Annotated in this window: 27 protein-coding genes; 17 read left to right on the forward strand and 10 right to left on the reverse strand. The window is 65.7% G+C overall.

Annotation, left to right across the window (positions count from 1 at the left end):
• Window positions 1-84: 84 nt before the first annotated feature.
• A complete protein-coding gene (locus tag U1739_RS09350; protein WP_332707039.1) occupies window positions 85-570 on the reverse strand; it encodes an outer membrane protein assembly factor BamE in 486 nt (161 codons plus the stop codon).
• 116 nt (window positions 571-686) lie between these two features.
• Between U1739_RS09350 and U1739_RS09355 the strand changes: the two genes are divergently transcribed.
• Both U1739_RS09355 and U1739_RS09360 read left to right on the forward strand, forming a co-directional pair.
• The gene (locus tag U1739_RS09355) at window positions 687-1,193 is read left to right on the forward strand and encodes a ubiquinol-cytochrome C chaperone family protein (RefSeq protein WP_332707042.1); all 507 of its coding nucleotides are present in this window, start codon (window positions 687-689) and stop codon (window positions 1,191-1,193) included.
• Window positions 1,190-1,714, forward strand: a complete 525-nt coding sequence (locus U1739_RS09360; RefSeq protein ID WP_332707045.1) for a YceD family protein — start codon at window positions 1,190-1,192, stop codon at window positions 1,712-1,714. Before U1739_RS09355 ends, U1739_RS09360 begins: the two co-directional genes overlap by 4 nt.
• Window positions 1,715-1,850: 136 nt before the next feature.
• On the opposite strand, the gene U1739_RS09365 is transcribed toward U1739_RS09360, so the two are convergent.
• Together U1739_RS09365 and U1739_RS09370 are read right to left on the reverse strand one after the other, a co-directional pair.
• Window positions 1,851-2,402: a SixA phosphatase family protein gene (locus tag U1739_RS09365; protein ID WP_332707048.1), complete on the reverse strand. Its 552-nt coding sequence runs from the start codon at window positions 2,400-2,402 to the stop codon at window positions 1,851-1,853.
• Between the two features lie 10 nt (window positions 2,403-2,412).
• Window positions 2,413-5,115 carry an ATP-dependent DNA helicase gene (locus U1739_RS09370; RefSeq protein ID WP_332707051.1) on the reverse strand — a complete coding sequence of 901 codons (2,703 nt, stop codon included), beginning with the start codon at window positions 5,113-5,115 and terminating at the stop codon, window positions 2,413-2,415.
• Between the two features lie 209 nt (window positions 5,116-5,324).
• Here U1739_RS09370 and U1739_RS09375 point away from each other — a divergent pair, with 209 nt between their 5' ends.
• Entirely contained in the window at window positions 5,325-6,908 is a 1,584-nt protein-coding gene (locus U1739_RS09375) for a lysine--tRNA ligase (protein ID WP_332707054.1), read from the forward strand.
• 145 nt (window positions 6,909-7,053) lie between these two features.
• Here the strand turns inward: U1739_RS09375 and U1739_RS09380 are convergent, their stop codons facing one another.
• The 3 genes from U1739_RS09380 to U1739_RS09390 are packed head-to-tail and all read right to left on the reverse strand — an operon-like array spanning window position 7,054 to window position 8,401.
• Complete coding sequence (locus tag U1739_RS09380; protein ID WP_332707057.1) at window positions 7,054-7,476, reverse strand: acyl-CoA thioesterase; 423 nt, start codon at window positions 7,474-7,476, stop codon at window positions 7,054-7,056.
• Window positions 7,473-8,120 carry an HAD family hydrolase gene (locus U1739_RS09385; protein WP_332707060.1) on the reverse strand — a complete coding sequence of 216 codons (648 nt, stop codon included), beginning with the start codon at window positions 8,118-8,120 and terminating at the stop codon, window positions 7,473-7,475. The genes U1739_RS09380 and U1739_RS09385 overlap by 4 nt, the downstream gene beginning before the upstream one ends.
• On the reverse strand, window positions 8,117-8,401 hold the full coding sequence (locus U1739_RS09390) for a DUF3572 domain-containing protein (RefSeq protein ID WP_332707063.1): 285 nt from the start codon (window positions 8,399-8,401) through the stop codon (window positions 8,117-8,119). Before U1739_RS09390 ends, U1739_RS09385 begins: the two co-directional genes overlap by 4 nt.
• Window positions 8,402-8,442: 41 nt before the next feature.
• Between U1739_RS09390 and U1739_RS09395 the strand changes: the two genes are divergently transcribed.
• A complete protein-coding gene (locus tag U1739_RS09395; RefSeq protein WP_332707066.1) occupies window positions 8,443-8,805 on the forward strand; it encodes a response regulator in 363 nt (120 codons plus the stop codon).
• 232 nt (window positions 8,806-9,037) lie between these two features.
• Here U1739_RS09395 and rpmG read toward each other — a convergent pair whose 3' ends face one another.
• On the reverse strand, window positions 9,038-9,205 hold the full coding sequence (gene rpmG / locus U1739_RS09400; protein ID WP_260596693.1) for a 50S ribosomal protein L33: 168 nt from the start codon (window positions 9,203-9,205) through the stop codon (window positions 9,038-9,040).
• 163 nt (window positions 9,206-9,368) lie between these two features.
• Here rpmG and U1739_RS09405 point away from each other — a divergent pair, with 163 nt between their 5' ends.
• The 6 genes from U1739_RS09405 to U1739_RS09425 all read left to right on the forward strand — a co-directional run bounded on the left by U1739_RS09405 (window position 9,369) and on the right by U1739_RS09425 (window position 11,623).
• Window positions 9,369-9,674 (forward strand): hypothetical protein, encoded by a 306-nt coding sequence (locus U1739_RS09405; protein WP_332707069.1) that lies wholly within the window; start codon window positions 9,369-9,371, stop codon window positions 9,672-9,674.
• Window positions 9,675-9,678: 4 nt separating this feature from the next.
• A complete protein-coding gene (locus U1739_RS09410; protein ID WP_332707071.1) occupies window positions 9,679-10,242 on the forward strand; it encodes a TMEM165/GDT1 family protein in 564 nt (187 codons plus the stop codon).
• Window positions 10,243-10,318: 76 nt separating this feature from the next.
• Window positions 10,319-10,816, forward strand: a complete 498-nt coding sequence (locus U1739_RS09415; RefSeq protein ID WP_332707074.1) for a Dps family protein — start codon at window positions 10,319-10,321, stop codon at window positions 10,814-10,816.
• A 58-nt stretch (window positions 10,817-10,874) separates the two neighbouring features.
• Window positions 10,875-11,207 carry a DUF6265 family protein gene (locus U1739_RS09420; protein WP_332707076.1) on the forward strand — a complete coding sequence of 111 codons (333 nt, stop codon included), beginning with the start codon at window positions 10,875-10,877 and terminating at the stop codon, window positions 11,205-11,207.
• On the forward strand, window positions 11,146-11,376 hold the full coding sequence (locus U1739_RS21165; protein WP_443025528.1) for a DUF6265 family protein: 231 nt from the start codon (window positions 11,146-11,148) through the stop codon (window positions 11,374-11,376). The genes U1739_RS09420 and U1739_RS21165 overlap by 62 nt, the downstream gene beginning before the upstream one ends.
• A 61-nt stretch (window positions 11,377-11,437) precedes the next feature.
• Entirely contained in the window at window positions 11,438-11,623 is a 186-nt protein-coding gene (locus U1739_RS09425) for a DUF1328 family protein (protein WP_332707079.1), read from the forward strand.
• 1 nt (window position 11,624) lies between these two features.
• Here U1739_RS09425 and U1739_RS09430 read toward each other — a convergent pair whose 3' ends face one another.
• A complete protein-coding gene (locus U1739_RS09430) occupies window positions 11,625-12,464 on the reverse strand; it encodes a metallophosphoesterase (protein WP_332707082.1) in 840 nt (279 codons plus the stop codon).
• A gap of 49 nt (window positions 12,465-12,513) precedes the next feature.
• Here U1739_RS09430 and U1739_RS09435 point away from each other — a divergent pair, with 49 nt between their 5' ends.
• Window positions 12,514-14,109 carry a cisplatin damage response ATP-dependent DNA ligase gene (locus tag U1739_RS09435; protein ID WP_332707948.1) on the forward strand — a complete coding sequence of 532 codons (1,596 nt, stop codon included), beginning with the start codon at window positions 12,514-12,516 and terminating at the stop codon, window positions 14,107-14,109.
• 216 nt (window positions 14,110-14,325) lie between these two features.
• Here U1739_RS09435 and U1739_RS09440 read toward each other — a convergent pair whose 3' ends face one another.
• Entirely contained in the window at window positions 14,326-14,832 is a 507-nt protein-coding gene (locus tag U1739_RS09440; RefSeq protein ID WP_332707085.1) for a thioredoxin family protein, read from the reverse strand.
• Between the two features lie 135 nt (window positions 14,833-14,967).
• Window positions 14,968-15,819, reverse strand: coding sequence for a cold-shock protein (locus U1739_RS09445; protein ID WP_332707088.1), 852 nt, complete (start codon window positions 15,817-15,819; stop codon window positions 14,968-14,970).
• A gap of 208 nt (window positions 15,820-16,027) precedes the next feature.
• On the opposite strand from U1739_RS09445, the gene U1739_RS09450 reads away from it, so the two are divergent.
• The 6 genes from U1739_RS09450 (at window position 16,028) to rpoN (ending at window position 21,130) form a co-directional block, all read left to right on the forward strand.
• Complete coding sequence (locus U1739_RS09450; protein ID WP_332707091.1) at window positions 16,028-16,822, forward strand: TerC family protein; 795 nt, start codon at window positions 16,028-16,030, stop codon at window positions 16,820-16,822.
• Window positions 16,823-16,853: 31 nt separating this feature from the next.
• A complete protein-coding gene (locus tag U1739_RS09455; protein WP_332707094.1) occupies window positions 16,854-17,474 on the forward strand; it encodes a ribonuclease D in 621 nt (206 codons plus the stop codon).
• Complete coding sequence (lptC, locus tag U1739_RS09460; RefSeq protein ID WP_332707097.1) at window positions 17,467-18,105, forward strand: LPS export ABC transporter periplasmic protein LptC; 639 nt, start codon at window positions 17,467-17,469, stop codon at window positions 18,103-18,105. Before U1739_RS09455 ends, lptC begins: the two co-directional genes overlap by 8 nt.
• Before the next feature lie 5 nt (window positions 18,106-18,110).
• Window positions 18,111-18,662 carry an LptA/OstA family protein gene (locus U1739_RS09465; RefSeq protein WP_332707100.1) on the forward strand — a complete coding sequence of 184 codons (552 nt, stop codon included), beginning with the start codon at window positions 18,111-18,113 and terminating at the stop codon, window positions 18,660-18,662.
• A gap of 177 nt (window positions 18,663-18,839) precedes the next feature.
• Window positions 18,840-19,616: an LPS export ABC transporter ATP-binding protein gene (gene lptB, locus U1739_RS09470; protein WP_332707103.1), complete on the forward strand. Its 777-nt coding sequence runs from the start codon at window positions 18,840-18,842 to the stop codon at window positions 19,614-19,616.
• A 5-nt stretch (window positions 19,617-19,621) separates the two neighbouring features.
• The gene (gene rpoN / locus U1739_RS09475; RefSeq protein ID WP_332707106.1) at window positions 19,622-21,130 is read left to right on the forward strand and encodes an RNA polymerase factor sigma-54; all 1,509 of its coding nucleotides are present in this window, start codon (window positions 19,622-19,624) and stop codon (window positions 21,128-21,130) included.
• Window positions 21,131-21,136: the final 6 nt, after the last annotated feature.

Genomic DNA, 21,136 nt, shown 5'->3' on the forward strand with positions numbered 1-21,136 from the left:
TATCGGCCGCCGTTGAATGGTCTTATGGCGCTGCGCTACTGAACGATGCGCGAACGGATCGGTCAGCTAAATGAAAGGCGGGCCTTATGGCTCGTCGCGATTGCCGCCCTGGCCACCCTGGCCACCGATCGCACCGACCGTGCCGATATTGCCGAACAGTTCGTCGAACAGCCCGCGCTTGCGGCCGAGCGTAGGCGTGCTCTTCTTGGAGGGGTTGATCGAGGCGACTTGCGTCTGATCGCCCTTGGCGATGCCAGTGACCACGCCGCGTGGATCGAAGCTGATGCGGATCGTGGTCTGATCGCGCACCTTGGGATTGTTATAGGCGAAATTGCGCGCATCGCGCGAAATATAATACCAGTCGCCCTCGTTGAACTGGCTGGTGAAGCTCGGCTTGCCCAGCACCTGCAGCACCGAGGTGCGGTTATCCACGCCGGGCTGGACCGAATTCACCAGATCGGCATCGATGATATAGCCCTGATGTGATTTGAGCGGGGTGCAAGCGCCCGCAGCGACGCAGGCCAGGGCCAGCGCGGCGGTCGTCAGGAACCGGTTCTGAAATACGCTCATCACATTCTCCCGAGGGCATTGAGATATGCCGCCCGCATTGGCCATCATTGCATCACACGTCGATCGCCTCAATATGCCGAGCTTGATGGCCAAACAAGGGCCGTGCTGGAGCAGATATGGGTTGGCTGGGAAGACTGTTCGGCGAGAAGAGCGACGAGGCGTTGCCATTATACACGGGCGTGGTCGCGCGCGCGCGCCAGCCGCATTGGTATCTGGACGGGCAGGTGCCTGATACGATTGACGGCCGATTCGACATGATCGCCTGCATCCTGGGCTTCGTCGTGCTGCGCTTGGAGGAAGAGGAAGCCGGCGCGGCGCTCAGCGCGGTGCTGACCGAACGCTTCGTCGATGACATGGACGGGCAGCTACGTGAACAGGGCGTCGGCGACGTGGTGGTCGGCAAGCATATCGGCAAGATGATGGGCATGCTCGGCGGGCGTCTCGGCGCCTATCGCGATGGGCTGGCGGGTGAGGGGATCGACGCCGCCTTGGTGCGTAATCTGTATCGTGGTGATAGGCCGGCGCCTGCCGCGCTGGCGCATGTCCGCAATGGCCTGCTGGCGTTCCGCGCGGCGCTGGCCGCCACGCCGATCGCCACCGTGGCCGAAGGAAAAATACCGTGACCCCACCCGAATTCTCCCGCCTGCAGCGCCGCGACACGATCGGATCGACCGAACATACGGTGTCGATCAGCGCGACCGAGGCGGAGCGCGCGGCGCTGGCCAAGCGATTCGGGCTGATCGGCCTTAACAGCCTCGAGGCGACTTTGCGCATCCGCACCGAGGCGGCGGGAATCGTCGCCCGCGGCACGGTTTCCGCAGCAGTGGTGCAGGCCTGTTCGGTGACCGACGAGCCGCTCAAGGTGGCGGTCAACGAAGACATCGCCGTGCGCTTCATCGAAGAGGATGCGGTCAACGAGGAAGAGATCGAACTGTCCGAGGATGCGCTCGATACGATGTTCTATTCGGGCGGCGGGATCGATCTCGGCGAGGCGGCAGCGGAGACGGTGGCGCTGGCGATCGATCCGTTCCTGCGCGGGCCCAATGCCGCGCGGGTACTGAAGGCGGCGGGAGTGATCAGTGAGGACGAGGCCAAGCCGGCGGGCGCGCTGGCGGGACTTAGGGATTTGCTGGGCAAAGGGTGAGGGCTGGCCCACCCCTGTTCGCGTTCCCAGGCGAAGGCCGGGGCCCAGTCGCGATGGCCGAGGTAGTTGCGCGCCACGCTCGCCAACGTCTGCTTCTCGCCTGGGCCCCGGCCGTCGCCGGGGAACGGGTTGACGTTTAGTCCTTGTCCGGGCCCAGCGCCGGATCGAGGTCGCGCGGGCGGATGAAGCGGGTCAGCGTCGCGGCGTTCGCGGCGACATCCGCCCAGGCGCCGTCGAAGGTCATTTGCGCGGTGCTGGCGGTGGGGAATTTTTCTTCGAGCGTGTCGCGCAGACCATCGTCCGCCGCCTCACCCGTCTTGTCGGGCACGAGCATCAGCACGAGATCCTCGAGCCCCGGATTATGCCCGACCATCAAGACATGCTCGGCATCCGCCGGCAGATCGTGGATCACGTCGAGCAAGGTCACCGCCGAGGCGAGATAGATGCGCCGATCCACCACCGGCGCGAGATCGGTGCCATAGCCCGTGACGAGATGCGTGAGCGTCTCGTGCACGCGCACCGCGGGCGAGGCGACGACATGATCGAAAGCGAGGCCGAGCCCACGCCAATGCTTGCCGACGGCAGCGGCGGCGCGCTTGCCCTTGCCGTTGAGCGGCCGATCGACATCGCGCGTGACGGTATCGTCCCAGCCCGATTTGGCGTGGCGGAGCAGCGTCAACGTCTTCATGGGCTCTCCGTCAGGCGTCCAGGCGGCTCTCTTGCACCACTGGCGCGGGCGAAGGAAGACGCGATGCGCGCAGCACCGCCTCGTCGAGCGTGACGCGCTCGATTTTCACGCCTGGCGGAAACGCGCTGAGCAAGCGCGACGGCATCGCCGCCGAGAGCAATACGAACATACCGCGATCGTCGGCGCGGCGTATCAGCCGCCCGAACGCTTGCGCCAGGCGCGCGCGCACGATGCGGTCGTCATAGGCGCTGCCCCCGCCGGCCAAGCGCCGCGCCGCGTGCAGCACGGTCGGCTTGGGCCAGGGCACGCCCTCCATCACCACCAGGCGCAGCGAATCGCCGGGCACGTCGACGCCGTCGCGCAATGCATCGGTGCCGAGCAACGAGGCGCTGGCGTCATCGCGGAAAATGTCGATCAGCGTGCCGGTGTCGATCGGATCGACATGCTGCGCGTAGAGCGGCAGCCCGTCACGCGCGAGCCGATCGGCGATTCGCGCGTGTACGCCGCGCAAGCGCCGGATCGCGGTGAACAGGCCGAGCATGCCGCCATGGCTGGCGCAGCCGAGCCGCGCATAGGCATTGGCTAATGCGCCCATGTCGCCGCGCTTGACGTCGGTGACGATCAGCACTTCGGCCTGGGCGGCATAATCGAACGGCGACAGCGCCTCGAACCGGCTGGCGCCGCGCAGCAGATGGTTGGCGCCGGTGCGCGCCTCGGCGACCTCCCACTCGCCGCCGCCCCGTAAGGTCGCGGAGGTGACCAAAGCGCCGTGTGCCGGCTTCAGCACCGTCTCGGCGAAGGGCTTGCTCGGATCGAGCCAGTGGCGGTGCAGCCCCATGTCATATTCGCGTCCCTCGACGCGATCGACCGCCAGCCAGTCGACGAAATCGGGCGAGGCCGGCCCGCCGACCCGCGCGAGTAGCGAGACCCACGCCGCCACCGTCTCCGCACGCCAGCCGATCGAGGCGATCGCGCCTTCGATTCGGGCCCGCGCCGGCCCGTCCATCCAGTCGGGTGCTTCGGCCAGCACCGCTTCCAGCCGCCGCCCGAGCGTGACCAGCGGCCGGACAAGCGCATCCAGCGCATGCGCCGCCGGGCCCGCCGCCTCGACCAACGCCGGATCGGGCTCGGCGAGCTCGGTTTCCAGGCCATAGCCGGCATCGCCCGCCGCCTCGGCGCGGGCATAGGTCAGGCCGCGCACCGCCGCGAGCAAGGTCTCGATCGGCCCGAACGGTGCGCCTTCGCCGACCCGCTGCAGCCAGCCGTCGGCGGCCAGCGCCTGCGCTGCGATCACCGCCTCGGAAATCGCCCGCGCGCCGCCTTCGTCATAGCTCGCCACATCGGACAGGCGCGCCTGCAGGCCGCGGCGGCGGCCGCGCCCGCCGGATTCGGGGCCGAGGATCCAGCGCCGTATCTCGATCGTCTCCTGCCCGGTAAGCGCGGTGGAGAACATCGAATCCGCCGCGTCGAAGATATGATGGCCTTCGTCGAACACGTAGCGCGTCGGGCGTGTGGTGAGTTCGCGGCCGCGTGCGGCGTTGACCATCACCAAGGCGTGGTTGGCGATGACGATATCCGCTTCGCTGCTTGCCCGCGCGGCGCGCTCGATGAAGCATTTGCGGTAATGCGGGCAGCCGGCATAGACGCATTCGCCGCGCCGGTCGGTCAGCGCGGTCGATCCGTTGCGGCGGAACAAGGTGGGCAACCAGCCGGGCAGATCGCCGCCGACCATGTCGCCATCCGCGCTATACGCCGCCCAGCGCGCGACGAGTTGCGCGAGCACCGCGGCGCGGTTCTGGAAGCCGCCCTGCAGCGCATCCTCGAGATTGAGCAGGCACAGGTAATTCTCGCGGCCTTTGCGCGTCACCACTTTCTGCTTGCGGATCGCGGCATCGGGGAACAGCCGCGCGCTTTCCTGGCCCAATTGGCGCTGCAGCGCCTTGGTGAAGGTCGATACCCATACCGCGCCGCCGGCCTTTTCTGCCCACAGCGACGCCGGGGCGAGATAGCCCAGCGTCTTGCCGATCCCGGTGCCGGCCTCGGCCAGCACCATATTGGGCGATTCGCGCACCATGCGGGGGGAGAAGGCATCCATCGCCGCCTGCGCGAAGGCGCGCTGCCCCGGGCGTTGCTCGGCGGCCGAGCCGGTGAGGTGCGCGAGGCGTGCCTGCGTCTCTTCGCCGTCCAACGTGATCGTGCGCGGCTGCGGGCGCGGCGCGGCTTCGGACCATTCGGGCAGTTTCGAGAACAGCCAGCGCTCGGCCTCGGCTGGCTTGACCAGGTGATCGCCGATCACTGGCGCCCAAGGCCAGCGCAGGCGGAACAGCGACTGCGCGGACATCCACGCGCCTTCCTTTTCCGGCCAGTCCTGCTTGGGCAGATCGAGCAAGGCTTGTGCGGCGGCGCGCAGGAAGGCGGCGACATCCTCGTCGCGCGCCGGCGTCTCCAGCCCCGTTGCGCGCGCCAGCCCGCGCGGCGTCGGCACCATGAAGCGCGCCGGGCACATGAAGGCGAACAGTTCGAGCACGTCGAGCCCGGCCAGATCGGCATAGCCGAGACGTTGCCCAACCAACGCGGCATTGAGCACGATCACCGGCGTGTCGGCGGCGATGCGGATCGCCTCGCCGCGCCCGATCGGGCGCGTGCCGTCGTCACTGGCGATCCAGATGCCGCTATGGCTGGCGTGCAGGGCAGGATAGCGCAGAATCGTCACGCCGCGACAGTGGCGCGCGTGGAACGAAATGGCAACGCCTACAGTGCTCCTGCGCGCCCATTCGTCACCCCAGCGAACGCTGGGGTCTTTACGGGGCGGGTGCAGCACCTGCCCCCTACAGACCCCAGCTTTCGCTGGGGTGACGGTATTGGCTGGGCAACGGCAATGGTTGGGGTGACGAAAACGCCCATTCCCGTTAGAGCCGCCGCATGACGACTGACCTGCGCACCGCCGCCCTCGACTCCAAAGCCTGGCCCTATGAGGAAGCGCGCAAGCTGCTCAAGCGCTATCCTGATGGCGCGCCGGCCAAAGGCCATGTGCTGTTCGAAACGGGCTATGGCCCGTCGGGCCTGCCGCATATCGGCACGTTCAACGAAGTGCTGCGCACGACGATGGTGCGGCGCGCGTTCGAAACCTTGTCCGACATCCCCACCCGGCTGATTGCGTTCAGCGACGATATGGACGGGCTGCGCAAGGTGCCCGACAATGTGCCCAACAAGGAGATGCTGACCGAGCATCTGGGCAAGCCGCTCAGCCGCATTCCCGATCCGTTTGGTACGCATGAGAGCTTTGCCGCGCATAACAATGCCACTTTGCGCGCATTTCTCGATCAATACGGCTTCGACTACGAATTCGCGTCTTCAACCGACTATTACGCCAACGGCACCTTCGACGAGAAGTTGCGCGAAGTGCTGCGTCACTATGATGATATCATGAAGGTGATGTTGCCGACGCTGCGTGGAGAGCGTCAGGCGACTTATTCTCCGGTTCTACCGGTCAGCCCCAAATCGGGGGTCGTCTTACAGGTACCGGTAGAGGTGCTCGACGCCGAAACCGGCCTGATCGCGTTCATGGATGGCGGAGAGCGGATCGAGCAGTCGATCCTCGGCGGCCTCGCCAAATTGCAGTGGAAGCCCGATTGGGGCATGCGCTGGGCTGCGCTCGGCGTGGATTACGAGATGCATGGCAAGGATCTGATCGACTCGGCGCAGCTTGGTGGCCGGATCGCGCAGATCCTCGGCGGTCGCAAGCCCGACGGGCTGATCTATGAACTGTTCCTCGATGAGAACGGCCAGAAGATCTCCAAGTCCAAGGGCAACGGCCTCAGCCTTGAGCAATGGCTGACCTACGGCCCCGAAGACTCGGTCGCTTTCTACGCCTATCGCGAGCCCAAGAAAGCCAAGCAGTTGCACATGGGCGTGATCCCGCGGGCGGTGGACGAATATTGGCAGTTCCGCGAGAAGTATCCGCATCAGCCGGTCGAGCAGCAGCTCGGCAATCCGGTGCATCATATCCATAACGGCCCGCCGCCGGCCGAGACGCTGCCGGTGACGTTCGGGTTGCTGCTTAACCTGGTCGGCGTGATGGGCGATGCGAGCAAGGAGCAGGTATGGGGCTATCTCGCCAATTACGTGCCCGATGCGACACCTGAGGCCTATCCCGCGCTCGACGATCTGATCGGCTATGCGCTGGCTTATGGCCGCGACTTCGTCACCCCGACGCTCAAGCGCCGGGCGCCCGAGGGCATTGAAGTGGCGGCGCTGGAACGGCTGGATGCCGATCTGGCCGGGCTGGCGGCGGATGCCCGGCCCGAGGATATCCAGAACATCGTCTATGAGATCGGCAAGAGCCAGTTCGGAGACGCTGGCGGATTCGAGAATCTGCGCGACTGGTTCAAGGCGCTGTACGAGACGTTGCTGGGGTCCGAGCAGGGGCCGCGCATGGGCAGCTTTATCGCGCTGTACGGGATCGACAATACGCGCAAGCTGATTGCGGAAGCGCTGGGGCGGTAACACCCCCGGCGCTCCCCGGCGCTTTCCCCGGCGCAGGCCGGGGCCCAGTCGCGAAGGTCGACGTAACGGCGCGCAACGCCCGATTACTCATGTGTCGCAACTGGGCCCCGGCCTTCGCCGGGGAAGCGCCTGTGATGGATAGTGTTTACCCCGTCGCCAACCCAGCCAGAAACCCGCGGATCGCGTCGGAAATCGCCACCGGCCGGTGCGTCGCCAGATCGACATTCACGCTGACCATCTGGATCACGCAGTGCAACGCGCCGGTGACCGCATGGCACAGCTCGAACCGCTTGGTGATGCTCGTGCCGCCGACCTTGTCGACGCGCACGAACGCCTCGATCTCGTCGCCCCACACGAAGGGTTTCAGATAATCCACTTCGCTACGCCGCACGTGGAACTCGGTCGTCTGCCACTCGGGCAGCGCGTCTGCGATGCCGGTCCACGACCAGAACTCGCTGACCGCGACATCGGCATATTCGAGATAACGTGAGTTGAAGACGATCTTCTGCCCATCGATCTCGGCATAGCGCACCTTGAACCGCGTCGAGAACGCAAAGCCCTCCCTCACGCGGGCGTTCCTGGTGATCCGGCTTGCGCCGGTTGGCCGGCGGCAAACCGCTCCATGATCCACAGTTCCGCATCGTTCCAGTCGTCGATCCGGGCATGCGCCGCCGGCGCCTTGGGCACGTGCGGGGCGAGCGCCGGTTCGGACACCATGTGCAGCCGGTGTACGCCGGGGGCATGCTCCGCCACCGACTGGTGATGCACCGCGAGATCGTCGACGAACACGGTGACCGGATTGCCGTGCTCGGCGACCAGTTCCGCCACCGGCGTGCCCTTGCCGCCCTGATTGCACTCGACGCGGTGATCGATGCCGAACTTGGCCAATTGTTCGATGCGGGGCTGGCGGCACTGGTCCTGCAAATTGGTCAGGATGACGATGTCGGCAGCTTTGCTCAGCGCGGCCAGCGCCTCGCGCGCATGCGGCACCAAGGTCTGGCGATCCATTTCGCTGGGGAAGAAGCCGTCGAGCATGCCCCACATATCCTCGCGCGTCAGCGCGGCGCCGCCGCCGCGCCGGGTCATGCTGTTGGCGAAATCGCCGCCGGCAATGGCGAAATCGATATCGTGCGTCTCGCCCAGCCACGTGCCGAAATGCCGCACCATGTGCAGCAGCACCTCGTCGCAATCGCAGATCAGCAGCGGCCTCATGCCTCGAACTCCCCGCCGCCCAAAGTACGGGCGGCCGTGACCAACGCTGCGGGAGCGACCTCCAGCCCCTCGGCGCAGGCGATCAGGTCGGGCTCGTAATTCTCCAGAAAGCCGAGCACGGCTCCCAGCACGGCGGGTTCGCCGGCGCGGGCGCGCAGGTCCTGCGGATCGAGCCCGGTCATGTCGAGCAGCCGCTGCGCGCGATCTTGGTCGCCTAGCGTCCAGACCAGCGCGCGCAGCGCCAGCTGTTCCGCGTCTTCATTTGTCTCGCGCGCGCGCATTGCCTATCACTCTTGTCATGACGGTACGGGATGACGCGGACGTGGCGAAAAAGGTGCTCGTTGTCGAGGACAATGAACTCAACCTAAAGCTGTTCTGCGACCTGCTGCGGGCGCACGACTATCTTGCGGAAGGGGTGCGCGACGGCCGCGAAGCGGTGGCCCGCGCGCGCGATTTCGCGCCCGATCTGATCATCATGGACATCCAGCTGCCGCATGTCAGCGGCTTCGAACTGATCGGGCATCTGAAGGCGGACGAGACACTAAACACGATCCCGATTATGGCGGTCACCGCTTATGCCGGCCGCGAGGATGAGGAGCGGATTCGCGCGGTCGGGGCGGATGCCTATGTGTCGAAGCCGATCTCGCTGGCGCGGTTCGTCGAATCGGTGCGGGGGCTGCTCTAACGACGCTGTATCTGCTCCCCTGCGAAAGCAGGGGCCCAGAACCACGAGCGCTGCGGTCGGCGCCACCGTTCTCCTGTGTGCGCAGGAGAACAGTGGCACACATGCTCGAAGGGCTATCTGCCGAACAAGTCCGGGATGCCGCGCGGCGCGGACACGCAAAAAGCCGCGAGGGGTATCCCCTGCGGCGGCTTGCGACCGGCCATGCCGGGATCAGGTAACCCGCAAAAGCGGCTTACTTGATCTTGGTTTCCTTGAAGTCGACATGCTTGCGCACGACGGGGTCGTACTTCTTGAACGACAGCTTCTCGGTCTTGGTGCGCGGGTTCTTCTTCGTGACGTAGAAGAAGCCGGTGTCTGCCGAGCTCAGCAGCTTGATCTTGACGGTTGTTGGCTTGGCCATGAGCCCAGTTCCTGAATCTGTAAAAAAGCAAAGAGCGGCGAACAAGCCGCCGCTCACAAGCCGCGTCCGTTGGCCCAAAGGCTTGGCCAAGTCAAGCAGAAGGCGCATTTAAGCGCCTGTTTACCACTGCGGGCGCACTTTGCCGTATAGCGGAAGGCGGGCCATGGTCGAGGATATCAAGAACGAATTGACCGCGCGACTCGGCCGGATTGCCGGACGTGATAGCATCGACCGACCGTCGGAGCTGGCGCGGGAGATCGATTCGATCCGTGCGCTGGCGCACCGTGCTGGCCTGCGCCCGGCCGTGGCGGTCGCGCAGGCACTGGAAATGGCGCTGGCGCGCGGCGAGCGCGGGCCGCTGGTCCATGCCTGGCTCGATCTGCTGCGCGATGCGGTCGGCGGCGACCGGCACGATGCGGCGGCGTGCGACAGCTATCGTGCCGCCTGCGCCGTGCGGATGTTCGGATAATTCCATGGATGCATTGATGGCGGCCCTGGTCGCGGCGTTGCTGGCCCAGGTCAGCGACCGCACGCCGTGGCTCGCGGCGATTCTCGGCGACCGTTATCGCCCGATCGCCGTGATCCTCGCCACGGCGCTCGCGCTGGCGCTCGGCAACACGATCGCGGCGATCGGCGGCACGCTGATCGCGCACGAAATGTCGCCCAATGCCAAGGACCTGTTCCTGGCGGTGGCCTTGATCTTCGCCGGCATCGCGGCTTTTTCCGCGATCAAGCCGCCCGATCGCCTGACCGGCTGGAAGCTTGGCGGCTTCGTCACCAGCCTGCTTGGCATTTTCGTGCTGGCGCTGGGCGATCGCAGCCAATTCCTTACGGCAGCGATCACCGCGCGCAGCCCGTCGCCGGCCCTGGCCGCGATCGGCGCGACGATCGGTGCGCTGGCCGTGAACGTTCCCGCCATCCTGGCCGGCGAAGCGGCGCGCAAGACACTGCCGATCACCGCGGTGCGCATCGCCATCGGCATCCTGTTCGTGCTGATCGGCAGCTACATGGCGCTTGGCGCAATCAGACTGATCTAGATTTTCGTTGGCGGCGGGCGGAGCGTTTGCGCTACTCGAATCGTTACCGCAACGAACCGCATCAGGAGATATCGCCATGGCCGACCCAGCAGCCCCGCTAAAGACCCCGACCGACATCCAGAGCAATGCCGCCAAGTCGGTTGCCGAGGCCTTGAACGGCATCCTTGCCGACAGCTTCGCGCTGTATTTCAAGACCAAGAATTTCCATTGGCACGTCTCCGGCCCGCATTTCCGCGACTATCACCTGATGCTCGACGACCAGGCGACGCAGATCCTCGATACTACCGATGCCATTGCCGAGCGCGTGCGCAAGACCGGCAACACCACGTTGCGTTCGATCGGCGACATCGCGCGCCATCAGACGATCAAGGATAACGACGCCCCGTTTGTCAGCGCGACCGACATGCTGGTCGAATTGCGCGAGGACAATCTCAAGCTCGTCGAAGCGCTGCGCGAGGCCAAGGATATCGTCGACGAAGCGAAGGACAACGCCACCAGCGGTATCCTCGACGACTGGACCGATCTCGCCGAAGAGCGCGCCTGGTTCCTGTTCGAGGCCAGCCGCAAGGGTTGACCTCGACAAATCACTCCCGCCGTTTCAGCGTGTCGCGAAACGGCGGGGGGGTGATGCGATGTACTATCTGCTTGCGCTGATGATGGCGGTGATGGCCGCGCCGGCGGTAGCGCAGGAAACGCGGCAACTGCCGCCGGGCGGCGTGTCGCCGCCCGCGACGATCGACCAGCTCGCCTGGTTGGCCGGCGAATGGCGTGGCGAGGGGATCGATGCTCCCGCCACCGAAGTCTATTCGACCGCGCAGGGTGGCCAGATCGCCGGCCATTTCGTGCAGACCGACAAGCAAGGTGGCGTCGCCTTTCAGGAACTCGTGCAGATTTTCCCGCGCGGTGGCTCGCTGGTCTATCGCGTGCGACCACTTCAACGCCGATCTGACGGGCTGGGAGGATAAAAGCGGTCGTTTCGTTGAATTCCCGCTTGTCGCTCTCGCGCCGAACGCTGCCTATTTCGCCGGCCTGACGGTGCGCCGCGATGGCGACAAGCTCGTCTCGACCGTGCTGATCCGAGAAAACGGCAAGGCCGAGGAAATTTCTTTCCGCTACACCCGCGTGAACCGCTAACGATCCCGGAACAACGCCTGCCATCCGGTTGTTTCTCCTCCACATACGGAAGGGAAATCACATGCTGCGTTGGGCCATCATCTTTCTCGTCATCGGGCTCGTCATGTCCGTGCTCGGCTTTGGCGGCGTCGGCGGGGCGTTCGTAGGGATCGCAAAGATCCTGTTCTTCATCGCCATCGCCATCTTCGTCGTCTTGCTCGTGCTCGGCCTGCTCGCCGGCAAGGGCATCAAGAACGCGATCGACTAAGCTACCGCGCCGCCGGGCCGAGGGTTACCACCCACAGGTCCGGCGGCACGTTCCACCGGATCGGCAATTCGCTGGTGCCGAGACCGGCCGTGACCAGGGTGGTGAGCCCGGGATCGCGGACCACGCCGCAGCGATAGTGCGCCGACACTACGTCGATCGGCGGGCCGATAAAGGGCAGATCGATCTGTCCGCAATGCGTATGCCCGGCGAGCAACAGGCTGGCCGGGGCCAGCTGCAGCCGGTGCAGCTTGCGCGCCATATCCGGCGAATGCGCGACCAAGATGCGCGCACCCTTTAACTGGGCCAGCGCCTGGGCCGTTTTCTGCACATTGTCATGCCGACCGGTATCGTCATCGATACCGCCGATCGCCAGCGGGCCGCGCGCGACGGCCTGATTGCGCAATACGGTGATCCCGGCGGCGCGCAGCGATCGCAGCACGTCGGGCGCGTTGGTCGAATAATCGTGATTGCCCAGCACCGCGACGACGCCGAGCGGCGCCTGCAAGCCGCGCAATGCCTCGATCAGAGCCGGCGCGACGCGCGCCGGCTCTTCGACATTATTCCCCTCGATAAAATCGCCCGCCAGCACGATCAGATCGGGGCGCAATGCGTCGATCTGTGCGACGATGCGCGTCAGCCGCGCGCCATCCATCGTCGCGCTGCCGATATGGATATCGCTGGCCAGCAGCAGCCGCACCGGGCGGGCGCCACGTGGCCAATCGGCCAGCGGCAGGCGCAATTGGCGCACCACCGGATCGGCGCGGGCATTGTCGTAGGCCATGGTCGCGACGAACGCGGCCAGGGCCAGCAGGATCACGACCAGATATTTCATAAAGCGCATCGCCTTTCCCTAGCGGGAGCCAGCGGGCCACGCCATGCGTTGGCGCATCATGCGCGCCTTTGCCGACCTGCTCGATGCCCTGATCTACACGCGTTCGCGCAATGCGAAGCTCAAGCTGATCGGCGATTACCTGCGCGTCACGCCCGATCCCGATCGCGGCTGGGCGATCGCGGCGCTGACCGGCGATCTCGATCTGCCGGGGGTCAAGCCGGCGGTGATCCGCGCGCTGATCGAGGCGCGCGTCGATCCGGTGTTGTACCGGATGAGTCGTGACTATGTCGGCGACAGCGCGGAAACGATCGCCTTGCTATGGCCCAACCCGCCTGTGCCGCCGCCCGAGGCCGAGCCGCTGACCATCAGCCAGGCAGTCGAGACGCTGAATGCGCTGTCGCGCTCCGATGCGCCGGCAGCGCTGGCCGGGATGCTCGACCGGCTCGATGCCGAGGAACGCTTTGCCTTGCTCAAGATGGCTACCGGTGCGCTGCGCATCGGTGTCTCCGCGCGGCTTGCCAAGACGGCGTTGGCCACCGCTTTCGGCATCGATGTCGAGGCGGTCGAAGAAGTGTGGCACGGCATCGACGCGCCATATCCCAGTCTGTTCGCCTGGGCCGAGGGCAGGGGGGCGCAACCGACCTCCGCCGACGTGCCGGTGTTCCGCCCGTTCATGCTCGCCCATCCGCTGGACGATCTGCGCGTCGACCTTGCCGATTATGCGGCGGAGTGGAAGTGGGACGGGATCCGCGTGCAGATCGTTCACGTCGCTGGCGAAACGCGGCTGTTCAGCCGCACCGGCGATGACGTGACCGGCAGTTTCCCGGATGTCGCGCGCGCCTTCTCTACGCCTGGCGTCATCGACGGTGAGTTACTGGTCAAGGGCGAGCATCAGGGCGGCGGCCGAGAGGATGGCGGCGGTGCGGCGAGCTTCAACGCGCTGCAGCAGCGGCTCGGGCGCAAAACCGTCTCGGGCAAGATGCTCACCGATTATCCCGCGTTCGTCCGCGTCTACGACATCCTGTTCGATGGTGCGGAGGATTTGCGCGAGCTGCCCTGGACGCAGCGCCGAGCGCGGCTCGAAAGCTTTGCCCAGCGGCTCGACCCAGACCGGTTCGATCTCAGCCAGGTGATCGAGGCCAGCGATTTCACCGAACTCGAGGGCATCCGCGCCGGCGCGCGCGATGCGGCGATCGAGGGCGTCATGCTCAAGCGGCGCGATTCGCCTTACGTCACCGGGCGGCGCGTCGGGCTGTGGTACAAATGGAAGCGCGATCCGCTGACCGCCGATTGCGTGATGATGTACGCGCAGCGCGGCTCGGGCCGCCGCTCGTCTTTCTATAGCGATTATACCTTCGGCTGCTGGACCGAGGAGGGGGAGCTGTTGCCCGTCGGCAAGGCCTATTCGGGCATCACCGACGAGGAACTCAAATTGCTCGACAAGTTCGTGCGCAACAATACGCTCAACCGCTTTGGCCCGGTGCGCGAGGTCGAGCGCAGCATGGTGCTCGAAATCGCCTTCGACTCGATCCACGAATCGAAACGCCACAAATCCGGCGTCGCCATGCGCTTCCCCCGCATCGCCCGCATTCGTACTGATAAGCCGGCGGCGGAAGCGGATACCGTCGCCGCGCTGAAGCGGCTGATCGTTTGAGCATGATTGGGTCGGGTCGAACCATCTACATCGTCACCCCGGGCTAGACCCGGGGCCCAGCTTCTTCTTTCCCACGGCCGAGGAAGAAGCTGGGCCCCGGGTCTAGCCCGGGGTGACGGTTTAGGGTCAACGCCTTGCGCACCATACTCTGCTGGGCCGCAAACACTCCGCGCATCTGCGCGAACCAAATCTACACCTGCCGCGATGCCTCGCCGGTTACTTAACCCACTGCGCCAGCCAGTCCGCCAGCCCCTGCGGGCTCATGCTGCGCGCATCGGCCAGCGCTGCAGTGCGGCCGGCGTTGAGCAGTTTGTCGTTGCGCGGGTCGACGATCAGCAGGCTGGGCACGCCCTCCAATCGTTTGGTAATGCCGTATCGCGCAGGGATGGCCAGGTTCTTGTCGAACCGGCCGACATCAACGGTGACGATCTCGTAATGCCGGGCGAGAAACGCCTTGAGCGGGGCGACGTCCATCGCGCCGGCAAGCAATCGGCAATCGAGGCACCAATTGCCGCCGAGATCGATCAGCAGCAATTTGTGGCCGGCCCTGGCGCGCGCCTTGGCCGCCGTCACCTGCTGCGTGGCGTTGGCTTGCGCGTCATAGGGGAGCGGCAAGGGCGTGGCGAGCTGCTCGAAGCTGGAGATCGGCATGCGCGGCGCGGGGGCAGCGGCTAGCGGCGCCGCCAGGGCCGAGATGGCAAACAGGGTTATAAGATAGCGCATGACAGCTCCTCCGTGGAGCTGGTGCGCTAGCATGGCGGACCAGGGGATCGCCCCGGCGAAAGACTATGCGCGCACAAAGAAAAACCCGGCATGCCTAGGACATACCGGGTTTTTCTAAACTCGAACCGGGGTCGCTTACGCGATCGAGGTCAGGTTCACCGCTGCATGCTTGCCGCGACGATCGACTTCGAGCTCGAATTCGAGCCGGTCGCCTTCGTTGAGGCTGGTCATGCCGCCGCGTTCGACCGCGGAGATGTGCACGAACGCATCGGGCTGTCCGTCATCGCGCTGGATGAAGCCGAAGCCCTTCATCGCGTTGAAGAACTTGACCGTGCCGGTCGCCTTCTCGCCGGTCAGCTGGCGCTGCGGTGCGCCACCCGGGGCAGCGCCACGCGGGCCTGCACCACCGGGAGCCGCGGCGTCACGCTCGCGCGGCGGGCCGCGGTCGGTGACGGCCATCGGCTCGCCGTCGATCTTGAGATCGGTCGCCGAAATGCGGCCGCCGCGATCGACCAGCGTGAAGCCCAAGGGCTGACCCTCGGCCAGACCGGTCAGCCCGGCTTGCTCGACCGCGCTGATGTGCACGAACACGTCTTCGCCGCCGTCATCACGGACGACGAAGCCGAAGCCCTTTTGACCGTTGAAGAACTTGACCACGCCGGTGCCTTCGCCAACGACCTGGGGGGGCATGCCGCGCCCAGCGCCGCCGCCACCGGGCGCGCCGCCGAAGCCGCCGCCGCCGCCAGCAGGCCGGAAGCCACCGCCGCCGCCGCCACCACCGCCGAAGCGATCGCCGCCACCGCCGCCGCCGCCACCGAAGCGATCACCGCCGCCGCCGAAACGGTCGCCGCCACCGCCACCGCCGCCGAAGCGATCGCCACCGCCGCCGAAGCTGCTGCCGCTGTTAAAATCATCGCCGCCGAAACCGTCGCGCTTGTCGCGGCCACGCCCACCGCGATCCCCGCGGCGTCCTTTATCGAAACTCATGCCCTGTTCGTCTTCCCGGTTCGTCCAAACTTGCCTGTAGAAACCGCATCGCCGGACGAATAGCGCGGGTCTCCGGACACCAAACCGATCGTGCCACCGAATCGGTCTACCCTAAAAAGACCAAGTCGGCGAATAAATTCGTCCAAATTGCGGCATAGTTTGAATCGCTCGCTTGCAAGGCGGGATTTGGCCCGGCAATTTGGCGCTTATGGCCATCCTCCAATTGTTATCCGAGCCCGCCACCTGGGCCGCACTGGCGACCCTGATCGTGCTCGAGGTCGTGCTCGGGATCGACAATCTGATCTTCATTTCGATCCTGTCGAACAAGCTGCCGCCGGAGCAGCAGAACAAGGCGCGCAAGCTCGGCATCGGCCTGGCGCTGGGCCTGCGGCTCGTGTTGCTGTCGATGATCGCGTGGATCGCAGGGCTTACCCAGCCGGTATTCGATCTCGGTCTCCAGGGCGCGGTCGGTGCGCATGGCGAGCCCGGCTTCGAGACGGCCTTTTCGTGGCGCGACCTGATCCTGATCGCCGGCGGCCTGTTCCTGTTGTGGAAGGCGACCAAGGAAATCCACCACACGATGGACCCGACCGAATCGGGTGAACAAATGGACAAAAAGGGTCGCACCGCGCTCAGCTTCGGTTCGGCTATCGCGCAGATCCTGGCGCTCGACATGGTCTTCTCGATCGATTCGATCCTCACCGCGATCGGCATGACCGACGATCTGCCGGTGATGGTCATCGCGGTGATCGTCGCGGTCAGCGTGATGCTGGTCGCGGCCACGCCATTGGCCAACTTCATCGAAGCCAACCCCACCGTGGTGATGCTGGCGCTCGGCTTCCTGCTGATGATCGGCGCGGTGCTGATCGCCGATGGCTTTGGCGTGCACGTGCCCAAGGGCTATATCTACGCCGCGATGGCCTTCTCGGCGGGGGTCGAGACGCTCAACATCCTGGCGCGCAAGCGCCGCGAGAAGCGCGAGGCGGCTGCAACGCGCCATTGAGCGTTCATCCGTTCCCCGCTAGGCGCAATGGATGACCGTATATCTCCACGAAGAAGACATTCCCGCCGATCTGTTCGCCGACGGCGTCGACATTGCCGTCGATACCGAGACGATGGGCCTACTCACCCCCCGCGATCGGCTGTGCGTGGTGCAATTGTCGGATGGCGGCGCGGACGAGCATCTCGTCCGTTTCTCCCCTGCCAGTGAATATGAGGCGCCCAATCTCTGCGCGCTGCTGGCCGATCCGGGGCGCGTGAAACTGTATCATTTCGGCCGCTTCGATCTGGCCGCGATCGAGCATTATCTCGGCGTCACCGCCGCGCCGGCCTATTGCACCAAGATCGCCTCGCGCCTGGTGCGCACTTATACCGACCGGCATGGCCTGAAGGAGCTGGTGCGCGAATTGCTGCAGACCGATATCTCCAAGGCGCAGCAATCGTCCGATTGGGGCGGCCCGGTGCTGAGCGACGCGCAGAAAGATTATGCCGCGTCCGACGTGCGCTATCTGCACCGCTTGCGCGAGGAGCTCGATCGTCGCCTGGCGCGTGAGGGCCGCACCGAGCTGGCGCAGGCCTGTTTCGATTTCCTGCCACACCGGGCCGCGCTGGATCTGGCCGGCTGGCCCGAAACCGATATCTTCGCCCATGTCTGAGGTCGCGGCGCGGGTCCGCTCCGAACGCCAGGTGTGGGCCGCGCCGGGCAGCAGCCACGATCGCTTCGTGCGCTTTTCTGCGTTCTCGCTCCCCGTGGCGATCGGCGTGCTCGCCGCCTTTCTGGTGATGGCGCCGCTGACCACGCGCGGCGACGTCTCCTTCCTGCTCGACAAGAACAAGGTCGAGGTCGCCAAGGAGCGGCTGCGGCTGCAAAGCGCGCGCTATCGCGGCGAGGATAATGAGCGCCGCCCGTTCACGTTGACCGCTGGCTCCGCCGTGCAGCGCAGCGCCAGCGAACAGGTCGTGCAGCTCAACGCCTTGTCCGCCGAACTGGCCATGCCCGAGGGACCCGCGACCCTGGTCGCCGACAAGGGCCATTACAACATGACCAGCGAGCAGGTGAAGGTCGATGGCCCGGTCCATTTCAGGGCCGCCAATGGCTATAAGATCGATACCAAGGACGCGACGGTCGATCTCATGACGCGCAAGCTGCTGAGTGGCGGCGCGGTGACCGGCACGGTGCCGCAGGGCACGTTCAGCGCCAACGGCATGAAGGCCGATCTCAACACGCATGTCGTGACGTTGGACGGCAACGCCCGCTTGCGGATCGTCCCCGGAAGGAACAAATAGGCGCGATGAACACGTCCGTCCGCCTTGTTGCGCCCGTCGCTCTCATCCTCGCCCTTGCCACGTCGGTCGGCACATCGGCGCAGACGCGGCACAATTCGAATGCGCCGATCGATTTTGGCGCCGATCATATCGAGTTGCAGGACAAGGCCAATCGCGCGGTGCTGGCCGGCAGCGTGACGGTGCGCCAGGCGGAGATGACGCTCAGGGCGGCGCGCATGACGGTCGCCTATACCGGGCAAGTGGTCGATGGCAGCCCACAGGTCTCGCGGCTGGACGCCTCGGGCGGTGTGGTGGTGACGCGGCCGGACCAGACCGCGCGCGGCCAATTCGCGGTCTACGATCTCAACCGCCGCGTGGTGACGATGCTCGGCGGCGTGTCGCTCGTACAGGGTGGCAATACGGTCAATGGCGGGCGGCTGACGATCAATCTCGACAGCGGTCGCGCGGTGATCGACGGTTCGTCGGTCGGCAGCGCCCGCACCGGTACCGATGGCAGCACCACCGCCGCGCCGGGCGGACGGGTGACGGGGCGCTTCTCGGTGCCGAAGCGTAACTGATTACCTACTCCCCTCCCTTCCAGGGGGGAGCAACAAGCCGCTCAACTGCCGCAACACGCCGTCCGCCGCTTCCTGCTTTCAACTGCCCCCGGTCTGGGGCTATATACATGCACGAAGCCTGCCAGTTTACTCTGGCCAAGCTTCCGCCAACCCTATGATTGCGAGCACGGGCCTTCCATGACCGACACCGCGACCCTCGAGGCGATGCCGCCGATCCACGAAATGCCCAGTGGCACCGGCCTGTCGGTCGTGTCGATCGCCAAATCGTACGATAAGCGCGTGGTGCTTACCGACGTGTCGGTCACGGTCGGCCGCGGCGAAGTGATCGGGCTGCTCGGCCCCAATGGCGCGGGCAAGACGACCTGCTTCTATTCCGTGATGGGGCTGGTGAAGCCCGATTCGGGCCGCATCATGCTCGACGGCGACGATATCACCGGCCTGCCAATGTACCGCCGTGCGATCCTGGGCCTGGGCTATCTGCCGCAGGAAACCAGCATCTTCCGCGGACTCTCGGTCGAGAAGAATATCCTCACGGTGCTCGAACTGTCCGAACCCGACAAGACCGCGCGGGCGGCGCGGCTCGAACAGTTGCTTGGTGAATTCGGCCTTACCCGGCTGCGCGACGCGCCCGCCATGGCGCTGTCCGGTGGTGAACGGCGCCGGGCGGAAATCGCTCGCGCGCTGGCCGCCGATCCGTCGATCATGCTGCTCGACGAACCGTTTGCCGGCATCGATCCGATCTCGATCTCGGACATTCGCGATCTCGTCTGCCAGCTCAAGGATCGCGGCATTGGCGTGCTGATCACCGATCACAACGTCCGCGAGACGCTCGACATCGTCGATCGCGCGTACATCATCTATGACGGCCGCGTATTGTTCACCGGTTCGCCGGCCGAACTGGTCGCCGACGAAAGCGTCCGCCGGTTGTATCTCGGCGAGGGCTTCTCGCTCTAGCGGCCATGAGCCTCGCCCCGCGCCTCGACCTCAGGCAATCGCAATCCCTGGTGATGACGCCGCAGTTGCAGCAGGCGATCCGCCTGCTCGCGCTGTCCAACCTCGAGGTCGAAGGCTTCCTCGCCGAGGAGATCGAGCGCAACCCCCTGCTCGAAGCCGCCGCGCCGGACGATGACGGCCCCACGCTGGAGCGCGAGGCGCCGGCCGAGACCAGCGCTGACCCTGCCACTGCCGATCAATTGCTGATGGGCGGCGAGGCGACTGGCGAAGCCTCGCTCGACGTGGATTTCTCCGCCGAGAGCTTCCACCATGACAGCCCGTCGGACGGCGCCGGCATGGATGGGGCGCTGGGCCTGTCGGGCGCGAGCAGCGGCGGCCTGGGCGAAGACGGCCCCGATTTCGATGCCTTTGCCAGCGCCGATACCAGCCTGGCCGATCACCTGATGGCGCAGGCCGGCCCGGTGCTCGACGGCGCCGATCTGATGATCGCTGCGCACCTGATCGATCAGATCGACGATTGCGGCTATCTCACCGTGCCGTTGCTCGAACTGGCCAACCGGCTGGGCGTGCCGCTTGCCCGGATCGAATATGTGCTGGGCGTGATCCATACGTTCGAGCCGACTGGCGTCGGGGCGCGCGATCTCGCCGAATGCCTCAAATTGCAGGCGATCGAGGCCGATCGCTACGATCCGTGCATGGCGCGGTTGATCGACAATCTCGATCTGCTCGCGCGCGGCGAGCTCGGCCGCTTGAAGCGCCTGTGCGACGTCGACGACGAGGACATGGCCGACATGATCCGCGAACTGCGCGGCTATGATCCCAAGCCCGGTTGCCGCTTCGGTGGCGAACCGGCGCAAGCGGTGACCCCCGATTTGTTCATCGCGCGCCGTACGATCGGGGGCAAGACCGGCTGGGGCATCGAGATCAACGCTGCGACCTTGCCGCGCCTGCTGGTCAATCGCGGTTATTATGTCGAGCTGTCGGGCGGCGAGCAGGACAAGGCCAGCAAGGCGTGGCTCGGTGACATGCTGGCCAGCGCCAATTGGCTGGTCAAGGCGCTCGACCAGCGCCAGCGCACCATCATCAAGGTCGCGACCGAGATCGTCAAACAGCAGGAAGCCTTCTTCCTCCACGGCGTCGCGCATCTCAAGCCGATGACGTTGCGCCAGGTCGCCGACGCGATCGAGATGCACGAATCGACCGTCAGCCGGGTGACGAGCAACAAATATCTGTCCTGCGCACGCGGGCTTTATGAGCTGAAATACTTCTTCACCTCTGCGATCCAGTCTTCGGAGGGCGGCGATGCGGTGTCGGCACAAGCGGTGAAAGCCGCGATCCGCGCGCTGATCGGCGCGGAGGGGGCCAAGATTTTGTCCGACGATACGTTGGTCGAGCAGCTCAATGCCAAAGGCTTCGACATCGCCCGGCGGACGGTGGCGAAATATCGCGAGGCGCTGGGCATCGGCAGCTCGGTCCAGCGCCGCCGGGCCAAGGCGCTGGAGGGCGCGGGCTAGCGCCGT

The organism is Parasphingomonas puruogangriensis (genome assembly GCF_036663635.1).
Taxonomy (GTDB): Bacteria; Pseudomonadota; Alphaproteobacteria; order Sphingomonadales; family Sphingomonadaceae; genus Sphingomonas.